The 12,661-nt window shown below is 57.4% G+C and carries 11 protein-coding genes and 2 rRNA genes; 7 read left to right on the top strand and 6 right to left on the bottom strand.

Features of this window, described 5'->3' with window-relative positions; translation table 11 throughout:
• The first annotated feature begins 87 nt into the window (after window positions 1-87).
• The 5 genes from HBN79_RS07135 (at window position 88) to HBN79_RS07115 (ending at window position 5,450) form a co-directional block, all read left to right on the top strand.
• On the top strand, window positions 88-1,986 hold the full coding sequence (locus HBN79_RS07135; RefSeq protein WP_095002715.1) for a response regulator: 1,899 nt from the start codon (window positions 88-90) through the stop codon (window positions 1,984-1,986).
• 248 nt (window positions 1,987-2,234) lie between these two features.
• Entirely contained in the window at window positions 2,235-2,750 is a 516-nt protein-coding gene (gene fabA, locus HBN79_RS07130) for a 3-hydroxyacyl-[acyl-carrier-protein] dehydratase FabA (protein WP_003210552.1), read from the top strand.
• An 11-nt stretch (window positions 2,751-2,761) separates the two neighbouring features.
• Window positions 2,762-3,982 carry a beta-ketoacyl-ACP synthase I gene (gene fabB, locus HBN79_RS07125; RefSeq protein ID WP_095002700.1) on the top strand — a complete coding sequence of 407 codons (1,221 nt, stop codon included), beginning with the start codon at window positions 2,762-2,764 and terminating at the stop codon, window positions 3,980-3,982.
• Between the two features lie 127 nt (window positions 3,983-4,109).
• On the top strand, window positions 4,110-4,526 hold the full coding sequence (locus HBN79_RS07120) for an OsmC family protein (protein WP_095002701.1): 417 nt from the start codon (window positions 4,110-4,112) through the stop codon (window positions 4,524-4,526).
• Window positions 4,527-4,589: 63 nt separating this feature from the next.
• A complete protein-coding gene (locus tag HBN79_RS07115) occupies window positions 4,590-5,450 on the top strand; it encodes a pirin family protein (protein WP_095021291.1) in 861 nt (286 codons plus the stop codon).
• A gap of 10 nt (window positions 5,451-5,460) precedes the next feature.
• Here the strand turns inward: HBN79_RS07115 and HBN79_RS07110 are convergent, their stop codons facing one another.
• Window positions 5,461-6,780, bottom strand: a complete 1,320-nt coding sequence (locus HBN79_RS07110) for a Na+/H+ antiporter family protein (RefSeq protein WP_153380538.1) — start codon at window positions 6,778-6,780, stop codon at window positions 5,461-5,463.
• A gap of 321 nt (window positions 6,781-7,101) precedes the next feature.
• Between HBN79_RS07110 and HBN79_RS07105 the strand changes: the two genes are divergently transcribed.
• Complete coding sequence (locus HBN79_RS07105; protein WP_169916478.1) at window positions 7,102-9,249, top strand: methyl-accepting chemotaxis protein; 2,148 nt, start codon at window positions 7,102-7,104, stop codon at window positions 9,247-9,249.
• 19 nt (window positions 9,250-9,268) lie between these two features.
• Here the strand turns inward: HBN79_RS07105 and HBN79_RS07100 are convergent, their stop codons facing one another.
• Genes HBN79_RS07100 through HBN79_RS07090 form a run of 3 tightly spaced genes read right to left on the bottom strand, consistent with a single transcriptional unit; the run spans window position 9,269 to window position 11,582 of the window.
• Entirely contained in the window at window positions 9,269-10,603 is a 1,335-nt protein-coding gene (locus HBN79_RS07100; protein ID WP_095021292.1) for a sensor histidine kinase, read from the bottom strand.
• Window positions 10,600-11,268, bottom strand: a complete 669-nt coding sequence (locus tag HBN79_RS07095) for a response regulator transcription factor (protein WP_095002705.1) — start codon at window positions 11,266-11,268, stop codon at window positions 10,600-10,602. The genes HBN79_RS07100 and HBN79_RS07095 overlap by 4 nt, the downstream gene beginning before the upstream one ends.
• Window positions 11,268-11,582, bottom strand: coding sequence for a PepSY domain-containing protein (locus HBN79_RS07090; protein ID WP_095002706.1), 315 nt, complete (start codon window positions 11,580-11,582; stop codon window positions 11,268-11,270). Before HBN79_RS07090 ends, HBN79_RS07095 begins: the two co-directional genes overlap by 1 nt.
• A 203-nt stretch (window positions 11,583-11,785) precedes the next feature.
• On the opposite strand from HBN79_RS07090, the gene queD reads away from it, so the two are divergent.
• The gene (queD, locus tag HBN79_RS07085; RefSeq protein ID WP_019410510.1) at window positions 11,786-12,142 is read left to right on the top strand and encodes a 6-carboxytetrahydropterin synthase QueD; all 357 of its coding nucleotides are present in this window, start codon (window positions 11,786-11,788) and stop codon (window positions 12,140-12,142) included.
• A 156-nt stretch (window positions 12,143-12,298) separates the two neighbouring features.
• On the opposite strand, the gene rrf is transcribed toward queD, so the two are convergent.
• Window positions 12,299-12,414 (bottom strand): 5S ribosomal RNA (gene rrf, locus HBN79_RS07080).
• A 162-nt stretch (window positions 12,415-12,576) separates the two neighbouring features.
• Window positions 12,577-12,661, bottom strand: a 23S ribosomal RNA gene (locus HBN79_RS07075); the annotation flags it as partial.

Genomic DNA, 12,661 nt, shown 5'->3' with positions numbered 1-12,661 from the left:
CAAAATGAACACGCGCAGGTCAAGGATGACAATGGACAGTGGAAATGGACTGACGCACTGGCGACTGACCGACGGAGCCGCGTTCCCATGATGACTCGCAGCCGGTGGGACATCCACACCCGCACGCAGATGATGAGTCTGGGCCCGGCCCTGCTATTGACGCTGTTGCTGATCAGCTTTTTTACCTTCGTACGAATCCAGGATTTACGCCAGGAACTCAAGCACACCGGCCAATTGATCGCCAACCAGCTGGCACCCGCCACCGAGTACGGGATCATGTCGGGGAACAACGATGTGCTGGAAACCCTGATCAACGCCTCGCTGAACATTCCCCATGTTCAATTCGTGCAGGTACAGAACCGGGCCAACGACATACTGGCCCACGCCGAGCATCCCGCGCCCAATGCTGACAAGAGCTCGCAGGTTGAAGTGTTTCAGGCGCCGGTCAGAGTGCAGAAGAGCCCCTCCGGCGGTTATTTACTGCTCGGCAATCGACAGGCTGCGGACCTGACAGAAGATTATCTGGGCCGGGTACTGGTCGGCATGTCCGGCGAAGCGTTCAGCACGCGCCAGCAGGAAATCCTGCTCAAGGCCGTGATTCTTGCCTTGTTTGCCCTGGGCTTCACTTATCTGCTGGCCAAGCGCCTGGCGTCCAACCTGTCCAGGCCCATCAGTGACATGAGCAAGGCGGTCAAGGCCATCCAGTACGGCGACTATAAAACCCCCTTGCCCGTGGTCGACGACGGCGAGCTGGGCACATTGGCCCAACACATCAATAACCTGGCCACAGGCCTTGAGCAAGCCAGCCGCGAGCAACAATCTGCCATTGCGCAATTGATCCAGACACGTGAAGAAGCCGAGCGTGCCAACCGTGCGAAAACCGACTTCCTGGCCATGATGAGTCACGAACTGCGCACCCCCATGAACGGCGTGCTGGGCATGCTGCAACTGCTGGAAACCACGCAGATGACCGAAGAGCAGGCCGAATATGCCGCCCTGGCATCGGAATCCACCGAACACTTGCTCAAGGTCATCAACGACATCCTCGATTTCTCCCGAATCGAACGCTCAGCACTGGAGCTGGAGCGTATCCCCTTCAACCTCGCCGAAATGGTCAGCAACTGCGCCCAGGCATTCCAGCACAACGCCGTGCAACGTGGCCTGCACTTGCAACTGAACATTCCTGAAGGGCTGCAGGACTTGCCTGTACTGGGCGATCCGACCCGGATCCGGCAAATCCTGGTCAACCTGATCGGTAATGCCCTGAAGTTCACTGAACGGGGTCAGGTGATTATCGAACCGCTCTGGCAACAACTGGATCACGAACTGATCTGGTTTACCTGCGCCGTACGTGACAGCGGTATCGGAATCAACAGCGAAAAACTGGACGCCATGTTCACCGCCTTCCAGCAGGCCGACAGCTCTATTTCCCGACGTTATGGCGGCACCGGGCTGGGCCTGCCCATCGCCCGCACGCTGGCGGAGCGAATGGGCGGCACGCTGCACGCCATGAGCGAAGAGGCCCAAGGCTCGGTGTTCACTCTCGAAATCCCGCTGCAACTGCATCAACCCGTCACGCTCAGCCAGAGACCGTTGCTGGAGCCTGGGGCCATCTGTGCACCCGGGCGCAAAGTGCTGCTGGTGGAAGACAACCAGGTTAACCAGACCGTCATTGAGGCCATGCTAAGCAGCCTGGGGTATGAAGTGACTATGGTCAGTGACGGTGCACAGGCCATTCACTTTGCCAACAGCGAGCGCTTCGCCGCGATCTTGATGGACTGCCGGCTGCCGATCATCAACGGCTATGAAGCCACCCGGCAAATCCGCCAGTTGCCCGGTTGCCGGGCCCTGCCCATCATCGCCCTGACCGCCAATGCCCTGCAGGGCGACCGGGAGACCTGCCTGCAGGCCGGAATGAACGATTACCTGGCAAAGCCGTTCAAACGCGCTGACCTGGAACAAATTCTGCAGCGCTGGGTCCAGTAACTTATGGCTAAAAGGCCACCTGCGACTGGCGTAAAAGACAAAAGTGCGGCAGTCTTAGGCACCCGAATGGGCCACTGAACCGGCCCGATTTAAATTTTCAGTGCACAAGTGTACATTCTTGTCCTTTGCGCTGTGACTTTCACTACAACGCAATAGTCTATGTGTAGGCTGGCGAACTGAAACACCTGTGTTTCAGTTGGTCGGGAAGATTTGCCCCACCCGCCGCATGGGATTATTGAGGAGCTCGCATGACCAAACAAAACGCCTTTACTCGGGAAGATCTGCTGCGCTGTAGCCGCGGCGAACTGTTCGGCCCGGGTAACGCGCAACTGCCCGCCCCTAACATGCTGATGGTAGATCGCATCACCCATATCAGCGAAGAGGGTGGCAAGTACGGCAAAGGTGAATTGGTCGCCGAGCTGGATATCACCCCGGACCTGTGGTTCTTCGCCTGCCATTTCGAAGGCGATCCGGTGATGCCGGGCTGCCTGGGCCTTGATGCCATGTGGCAGCTGGTCGGCTTCTACCTGGGCTGGCAGGGCCTGCCGGGCCGCGGTCGTGCCCTGGGTTCGGGCGAAGTGAAGTTCTTTGGCCAGGTCTTGCCGACCGCCAAGAAAGTCACCTACAACATTCAAATCAAGCGCGTCCTCAAGGGCAAGCTGAACCTGGCCATTGCCGATGGTTCGGTAACTGTCGACGGTCGCGAGATTTATACTGCCGAAGGCCTTCGGGTCGGCGTATTTACTTCCACTGACAACTTTTAAGGGTTATCCGCATGCGCCGCGTCGTTATCACTGGTCTGGGCATCGTTTCGTGCCTGGGCAATGACAAAGAGACCGTCTCCGCTAACCTGCGTGCAAGTCGCCCTGGCATCCGATTCAACCCGGAATATGCCGAAATGGGTCTGCGTAGCCAGGTTTCCGGCTCCATTGACCTGCCTCTCGAAGAACTGATCGATCGCAAGATCTATCGCTTCGTCGGCCACGCAGCGGCTTACGCCTACCTGGCCATGAAAGACGCCATCACTGATTCGGGCCTGACCGAGGAGCAAGTCTCCAACCCGCGTACCGGCCTGATCGCCGGCTCCGGCGGCGCGTCGACCCTGAATCAGATGGAAGCACTCGACATCCTGCGTGAAAAAGGCGTCAAGCGTGTTGGCCCGTACCGCGTTACGCGGACCATGGGCAGCACCGTTTCCGCCTGCCTGGCCACCCCCTTCAAAATCAAGGGCGTGAACTACTCGATCTCCTCTGCCTGCGCCACCAGCGCCCATTGCATCGGCACTGCAGTCGAGCAGATCCAGCTGGGCAAGCAGGACATCGTATTTGCCGGCGGCGGCGAAGAAGAACATTGGAGCCAGTCGTTCCTGTTCGACGCCATGGGCGCCCTGTCCACCCAGTACAACGACACGCCTGAAAAAGCGTCCCGTGCCTACGACAAAAACCGCGACGGCTTCGTCATCGCCGGTGGCGGCGGCATGGTTGTTGTTGAAGAACTGGAACACGCCCTGGCCCGTGGCGCCAAGATCTACGCTGAAATCGTCGGCTACGGCGCAACATCCGACGGCTACGACATGGTTGCCCCAAGCGGTGAAGGCGCCATCCGCTGCATGCAGATGGCAATGGCCACCGTTGACGGCCCGATCGACTACCTCAACACCCACGGCACCTCTACTCCGGTAGGCGACGCCAAGGAAATGGAAGGTGTGCGCGCGGTATTCGGCGACAAGGCCCCGGCCATCAGCTCGACCAAAAGCCTGTCGGGTCACTCCCTGGGCGCCGCAGGCGTTCATGAAGCGATCTACTGCCTGCTGATGATGGAAGGCAATTTCATCGCTGGCTCGGCCAACATCGAAGAGATCGATCCTGTCGTTGCCGACATGCCGATCCTGACCAAGACCCGCGAGAACGTCACGCTCAACAACGTGATGAGCAACAGCTTCGGCTTCGGTGGCACCAACGCCACTCTGGTCCTCAAGCGCTGGGCTGGCAAATAAGCCACCCGCTCGCGACGTAAAAAATGCCCCGACTGGTTCGGGGCATTTTTTTGTCCGAGGGAACGTACAGCCGCCAGCATGCTCTATAAAGATCAGGACGTTTAATCACTCCACGCTGAGGTTTGCCATGACTGTTACCGTTAATACCGTGTCACACGAAGGTTTTCGTCACAGCATCAAGATCGACGATTACGAAGTGTTCACCGATCTGCCCAAAACAATGGGCGGCGAAGGCAGCGCCCCTACCCCCCATGATTATTTCGATGCCGCCCTTGGCGCCTGCAAAGCGCTGACGCTCAAGCTATACGCACAGAGAAAAGAGATCCCGCTCACCGGAGTCACGGTTGAAGTCAAACACGACGCCAGCGAAGAACTTAAGGGCAAATATGCCCTGCACGTCAAACTGACCCTCAAGGGCGTACTGACCGACGCTCAGCGCGAGGAACTGCACAATGTGGCCGACAAGTGCCCGGTGCATAAACTGATGACCACCGCCGAGGTCACCATCGAAACCCACCTGTCTGAAGGCGCTTTCAGCCAGTAACGGCCTGCCGCCCGGATAAGCGCTGGGTTATGCTCAGCGCTTATCCATTGCCGGGCCAGCACCATGCGCGCACTCACAGTGATCCGACCTCGGGCCGAGGACGTAGAAGGCCAACCGATTTTGCGCCCCCTGCCCTCGGCAAAATGCCGCAGCGTCGGGCCATTCGTATTTTTCGACCACATGCTGCTAACCCATTACCCTGCCGGTAGCGGCATGAATATCCGACAGCACCCGCATATTGGTCTGTCTACGCTGACTTATCTGTTTGAAGGCCAGATTCAGCACAAGGACAGCCTGGGATCTGACCAACTGGTGGGTCCCGGCGATGTCAGCTGGATGACCGCCGGTGCAGCCATTGCCCATATCGAACGCACGCCGGCATCATTGCTGGAGCAGGGTTCACATTTGCACGGCCTGCAGGTGTGGCTGGCATCACCCAAAACCCACGAGCAAGGTGCAAGCCACTACAGTCATCACCCCGCCGACAGCCTGCCCGTAAGCGACAACCTCGGGGTACGGATTCGCCTGATAGCCGGAACAGGCTTTTGCCTGACTTCGCCGGTACCGGTGCTCTCGCCTACCCTTTACGCAGACGTGCATATGCAAACGGCCACCACCTTGCTGATCCCGGCCGACTACCCGGAACGCGCGCTTTATATGCTTGAAGGTGACGTGCAACTGGATGGCCAGGCACTGGAGCCCCACAGCCTTGTGCTGCTGGAAGCAGGCGAAGAGATGACCCTGAGTGCCGACAGCGACTGCCACCTGGTGCTGATCGGCGGCGCACCGCTGGATGGCCCGCGGCGCATGAACTGGAACTTCGTCGCCAGCGACCCGGCCCTTATCGAAAAGGCCAGAGCGCGCTGGGCGGCAGGCGACTGGCCGACCGTTCCCGGAGAAATCGGCCGGATCGAACTGCCGTAAAACCCGTGCCTTACAAGACCATTGCCGCAACCCAGCCAAAGGCCAGCAGTGGCAAGTTGTAATGCAGGAAGGTGGGCACCACGGTGTCCCAGATGTGGTGATGCTGACCGTCAATATTCAGACCGGAAGTCGGGCCCAGGGTGGAGTCCGACGCTGGCGAACCGGCATCGCCCAGAGCGCCCGCCGTACCGACGATACACACGATGGCCATGGGGCTGAAGCCCAGTTGCACACACAGCGGCACAAAAATGGCCGCCAGGATAGGCACCGTTGAAAAGGACGAGCCGATGCCCATGGTCACCAGCAAACCCACCAGCAACATCAGCAGTGCACCTACCCCCTTGCTGTGGTTGATCCAGCCGGCAGACGCTTCAACCAGCGACTTGACCTCCCCCGTGGCTTTGAGCACTTCGGCGAAACCCGAAGCGGCGATCATGATGAAACCAATCATGGCCATCATTTTCATGCCTTCGGTAAACAGATCGTCGGTCTCACGCCAGCGCACGATCCCCGAGGCCGAGAAAATCAGAAAGCCTGCCAGCGCACCAATGATCATGGAGCCCAGCCACAGCTGAATGATAAACGCCGCTGCAATGGCCACCCCAGCCACCAGCAATGTGCGCGGGTTATAACTAATGGCCACCTGCTCGACCTGCTCGATCTTGCCCAGATCATAATCGCGCTTTTTGCGGTAGCTGATAAATACCGCCACCAGCAAGCCGAACAACATGCCCAAAGCCGGGATTGCCATGGCGTGGGTCACGTTGACAGCGCTGATATCCACGCCACTTTTGCTGACGTTGGCGAGCAGTATCTGGTTAAGGAAGATGTTGCCAAATCCCACCGGCAAGAACATGTAGGGCGTGATCAAACCAAAGGTCATGACACAGGCGATCAGGCGCCGATCGATTTTCAGTTTGGTCAGCACATACAACAACGGCGGAACCAAGAGCGGGATAAAGGCGATATGAATAGGAAGAATATTCTGCGATGAAATAGCCACCACCAGCAGCAAGCCGATCAATAGCCATTTGACCCGATTGCCACCCACGACTTGCTGCTTGTTGACCATGCGCAGCGCTTTATCGGCCATGGCATGGGCCAGGCCAGACTTGGCAATGGCTACTGCGAAAGCGCCCAGCATCGCATAGGACAAAGCGACCTGAGCACCGCCACCCAAGCCGCCATTAAACGCATTGAGCGTAGCCTCGATACCCAGCCCACCGACCAGGCCGCCCACAAGGGCACCCACAATCAGTGCGATAACCACATGCACACGGGACAGACTGAGCACCAGCATGATGCCGACCGCGGCAATTACTGCATTCATCATTACAACCTCATAGCGCGCACCACGATAAAAACACCGTGAAGCGGAAAATTTCGGGCAAAAGAAGACTGTTCCAATCGCCGGATCTGGAAGTGTGGGTGTATTTGGGGGCGCACACTTTGCAGCACCATCAGCGTCATGTCAAAGCGCATGCCGATAGCGGCCCCACAATCGTCCACAATCGGCCTTAACCCTAGTATTTGCAGGGCCAAATCGTACTTTTAAAGGGAGGGTCACATACTAAAAAAACGGGGGTTTGGCATAAAGAAATACCACCTGCGGCCGCTAACAGACAAAGCCTCTTTTAGTCAGGATGTCTCCATGTCGCTCAGACAGCTTTCCATCCAATGGAAAATCACCCTTCTCGCCGGGCTCAGCCTGCTGGGTGTTGTTACCCTGCTGGTGGGGCTTTCGCTCTATCGCATGGACCACACTGCCGATCTGGTGGAGGCATCAAGCTCGCAGATGCTCAATGAGGCGGCACAGGCCCGCATTGAAGCGCAGGGTGAAGCCCAGGCACTGGCAATCAGCCGCCAGTTTATGGACGCCTACCAGTACGGCAACGGCTTCGCCCGCCAAGTCCTGTTTTTGCGTGAGCAATCGGAAAAACGCTTTCTGGATGCCTTCGACCTGCGTGAAGACCTGACCCGTCAGGTCAAAGCCGCCCTGCAGGCCAACCCGGACTTGCTGGGGCTCTCGCTGGTTTTCGAAGCCAACGCACTGGATGGCAAGGATCAGCTGTTCGATCATCAAAAAGAACTGGGCAGTAACGACAAGGGCCGCTTTGCCCTGTACTGGTCGCAACCGACGCCGGGCAAGCTGACCTCGATGGCACTGCCCGAATCAGACATGGCCGATACCAGCACCGGGCCCAGCGGCCAGGCCAACAACGCATGGTTTACCTGCCCGCGCACCACACGCAAACCGTGCATCATCGAGCCTTACTTTTATACAATCGACGGGCAAAGCGTACTGCTGACCAGTATCGTTTTCCCATTGATCGTGGACGGTAAAGTCATCGCTTCGCTGTCGGTGGATATCAACCTCAACAGCTTGCAAGCCCTCAGCCTGCAAGCCAGCCAGCGACTGTACGACGGGGAAACCCGGGTGGGCATCATCAGTTCGGCAGGCATCCTGGCCGGTTTCAGTGCTGATGCCAGCAAACTTGCCCAACGCCTCGATCAGGTCGACAGCAACGATGGCACGGCCCTGATCCGAATGATGGCCAGCGGTGATCAGGTACAAAGCATTCGCAGCCAGCAACGCCTGAAGGTGCTCACGCCCTTCCTGCCGATTCCGGGCAGCAAGCCGTGGGGCGTGTTGCTCGACGTACCCGAGAAAGTTCTGATCGGCCCGGCCCAGGCGTTGCAGGCCGAACTGGACGAGCGTAATAAAGCCGGAGCATTGATCGAGCTGGCCTGGGGCTCACTGGCGGCCATTATCGGGCTCTTGCTGGTGTGGCTGATGGCCCGTAGCGTGACCCGGCCAATCCTCGGCGTGGCCCATATGCTGGAAGATATTGCCAGCGGTGAGGGAGACCTGACCCGTCGCCTGGTCTACGATAAAAAAGATGAATTGGGGCAACTGGCCAGCTGGTTCAACCGCTTTCTCGACAAACTGCAACCGACCATCGCCGAGGTCAAACGCTCGGTGCAGGATGCCCGCAGTACGGCCGATCAGTCAGCGGCGATTGCCACCCAGACCAGCGCAGGCATGGAGCAGCAATACCGTCAGGTCGATCAGGCAGCCACTGCTTCCCATGAGATGAGCGCTACCGCACAGGATGTGGCACGCAGCGCAGCGCAAGCGGCCCAGGCCGCCCGTGATGCCGACCAGGCCACACGACAGGGCTTGACCATCATCGATCGCACCACCGCCAGTATCGATCATCTGGCCGCCGACATGAGCGTAGCCATGACCCAGGTTGAAGGGCTGGCTGCCGATAGCGAGAAAATCGGATCGGTACTGGAAGTTATTCGTGCAATTGCCGAACAGACCAACCTCCTCGCCTTGAACGCAGCGATCGAAGCGGCACGAGCAGGCGAAGCCGGACGCGGGTTTGCCGTGGTGGCCGACGAGGTACGCAACCTGGCACGCCGGACCCAGGAATCGGTTGAAGAAACCCGCCAGGTCATCGAACAACTGCAAGCCGGCACCCAGGAAGTGGTGAGCTCCATGAGCAACAGCCATCGCCAGGCCCAGGGCAGTGTCGAGCAGGTGGGCCAAGCCGTGACCGCCCTGCAACAGATCGGCGATGCCGTGACCGTGATTACCGACATGAACTTGCAGATTGCCAGTGCGGCAGAAGAACAAAGTGCCGTGGCGGAAGAGATCAACAACAACGTTGCTACCATTCGCGATGTTACCGAGTCATTGTCTGAGCAAGCCAATGAATCTGCACGGGTCAGCCAGTCGCTTAACTCACTGGCCAACCAGCAGCAAAAACTGATGGATCAGTTCCGCGTCTGACCCTTTGGCGATGACGGCTTTAAGCCGTCGTCGCCTTTTGCTTACGCGCCGGTAGCTTGATGCTCACCAGCAACCCGCCTATCTCAGCCGTTCCAAGCTGCAGTTTGCCACCCCACGCTTCAACAATATCCCGCACGATGCCAAGCCCCAGGCCGTGACCACTGGCTTGCTCGTCAAGGCGCATACCACGACTGAACACCTGATCACGCTCAGTCTCGGGAATGCCCGGGCCATCGTCCTGTACTTCAATGACAAACCCGTCGCCAGTTTGGCTGATGCTCAGTTCGACTTGGGAGTCCGCCCATTTGCAGGCGTTATCCAGAAGATTGCCGAGCAATTCGAGCATGTCTTCCCGATCCCAGGGCAACAGCAACCCCGGCGCAACGTTGTGCGTCAGTTGCAGATGCTCGCCGTGGATCATCCCGAGAGTCGACAGCAGCCCCGGCAACTCTGCATCCGCATCGAATTGCGCACCCGGCAAGGCATCGCCCGCAAGACGCGCACGGTTAAGCTCACGGCTCATGCGCTGCTGTATCTGCTCCAACTGTTCACACAATGTATTTTGTATCTGCGGATAAGCCGCAAGCCGCGGATCGTTGGCCAGGCTGATCAACACCGCCAACGGAGTTTTGAGTGCATGTCCCAGGTTGCCCAGCGCATTGCGCGAGCGTTTGAGGGTGTCTTCGGTATGAGCCAGCAAATGGTTAATCTGCGTGACCAGTGGCTCAAGCTCAAGGGGCACCCGGGCATCCAGCTGAGAGCGCTGCCCCGACTGAAGCTGAGAAATTTGCTGGCGTGCTGTTTCCAACGGCCGCAGGGCACGGCGAACCGTGACGCGCTGCAGCAGCAAAATCACAATAAGGGCCAAGACCCCCATACCAAGACCGATCCGTTGAACTTGACGCAAGCTATCGCGTATCGGCGTGTAGTCCTGAGCCACCGTGATCGATACCGCCTGGCCAAGGCGCTGATAGTCGCTGCGCAAGACCAGTAACATCTGCCCTTCCGGGCCAGGCTGTAGTTCACGACTCAGGCCCGGTCGGTCGGGGCGCGGCAATTGAGCATCCCACAGCGAGCGTGAACGCCAGTGAGTCTCCCCGAATTCAATACTGAAATAGTGCCCGGAAAATGGCCGCTGATACGCCGGCGACAAACGCCGCTCATCCAGTTGCAAGCCCTGGGGGCCACGACTCAAGGCAATCAGCAAGTTCTCGCTGTCGTTTTGCAGGCCTGACTCCAGATAACGCTGAAGGCCATTTTCAAACAACCACAGACTGACCTGGCCTACTACCAGACCGGCAATCAAGAGCACACTGATCAAACCCAGGCTCAAGCGCCTTTGCATGGACTTCACTGACTGGCCGTACCGAACATATACCCCTGACCACGACGGGTTTCGATGACTGTGCGCCCAAGCTTACGACGCAGATGGTTCACATGAACCTCAAGCACATTGGAATCACGCTCGGTCTCACCGTCATAGAGATGCTCGGCCAGATGGCTTTTCGAGAGGATCTGTTGCGGGTGCAACATGAAATAGCGCAAAAGCCGAAACTCGGCGGCAGTCAACTGCACCTCGGTGCCGTCATGGATAACACATTGACGGGCTTCATCCAGTTGCAGCCCGGCAGAACTCAATAAAGGCTGATTCGGTTGCCCGTGGGAGCGGCGCAACAACGCTTGTACCCGTAACTGCAGTTCTTCAGGATGAAAGGGCTTGGTCACGTAATCATCAGCACCGGCCTTTAGCCCGTCGATGCGCTCGGACCATGAACTCCGGGCAGTCAGAATAAGCACAGGTGTGGCCAGGCCTTTGGCACGCCACTGCTTGAGAACATCGATACCGGACATCCCGGGCAAGCCCAGATCAAGGATAATCAGGTCATAGGGTTCGCTCTGCCCCTGATAAAGAGCATCACGGCCATCAGCCAACCAATCAACGGCATAGCCCAAACGGGCCAAACCGGCCATCAGTTCATCAGCCAAGGGGACGTGATCTTCAACCAGCAGCAACCGCATTAATCATCTACCTCGTCTTTGAGCAATTGACCATTACTGGCGTTCAGCTTGATCTCGCGCACTACGCCACTGGTGGTAAGCAGTTCAACCTCGTAAACATAAATATCGTCATCCTCCTCCAGCTCTACCTCCAGCAACTTTGCGCCCGGGTGCCGCTCCAGAGCTTTTTGCAGCAGTTGCTCCAGGGGCTGAATAAGCCCTTGCTCACGCAAACGCAATGCCTCGTCTTGCCCCAGGTCACGTGCAATGGCCAAGGAGCAGAAAGCACAGAGCACAAGTACGACAAGTCCGCCAACTCGCAGGTTCACTGTCATCACTGACCTCCAGGGCCTCCCTTAGCGTCATTCTTACGATATTAAAAGGTCGAAGCATAACGCCACGAGCTTAATTGAAACTGAATCGGCCGCCCTGATACCGCATGGCTGGAGGTATGCACCTGCTGCGGGCGTTAACTGTTAAACTGCTGCCCTGTATTTATCGCTCAGGCGATAGTCACCTCTTCAGAGCTATAACTATTGTGGAAATTTTCAAAGAGTTTACCTTCGAATCTGCGCACCGCCTGCCTTACGTTCCTGAAGGCCATAAATGCGGGCGGTTGCACGGTCACTCCTTCAAGGTTGCTATCCATCTAAGCGGCGACATTGACCCGGCAACTGGCTGGATCCGTGATTTTTCTGAAATCAAAGCGATTTTCAAACCGCTTTATGAGCTGCTAGATCACAACTACCTCAACGACATCCCTGGCCTGGAAAACCCGACCAGCGAAGTTCTGGCCAAGTGGATCTGGCAACAGCTCAAACCCTTGCTGCCAGAGCTGTCGGCAATACGCATTCATGAAACCTGCACCAGTGGCTGTATTTACTACGGCGACTGAGTCACAGGCTCGAAAAAACCACCTTGCGAGGTGGTTTTTTTTGCTCTGAAAAACGCATGGGGCAGCGAAAAAGTGAGCACAGGTTGCGCCAAAACTTTTCTCGGCGCAAAAACAAACCCCCTGTCTGCGTGAGCAGACAGGGGGTTTGGAATTTAATCTTGACGATGACCTACTCTCACATGGGGAAACCCCACACTACCATCGGCGATGCATCGTTTCACTACTGAGTTCGGGATGGGATCAGGTGGTTCCAATGCTCTATGGTCGTCAAGAAATTCGGTAGCCAGGTCGTTTACCTTTCGGTTTACGCTCCAGCGAATGGGTATGTAATAGATATGGTGTTTTGTGAACCGCAAACTTTCGGTTTGTATCGTCTTCACACACCGCAATTCGCATGCTCTTGTGTTCAAGGGCGCAAATTGCTTGGGTGTTATATGGTCAAGCCTCACGGGCAATTAGTATTGGTTAGCTCAACGCCTCACAGCGCTTACACACCCAACCTATCAACGTCGTAGTCTT

The sequence above is a fragment of the Pseudomonas sp. WS 5051 genome (assembly GCF_012985715.1).
GTDB lineage: Bacteria > Pseudomonadota > Gammaproteobacteria > Pseudomonadales > Pseudomonadaceae > Aquipseudomonas > Aquipseudomonas bubulae.
Note: the sequence above shows the minus strand (reverse complement) of the source record. Positions and strands in the feature narration are given on the sequence as shown.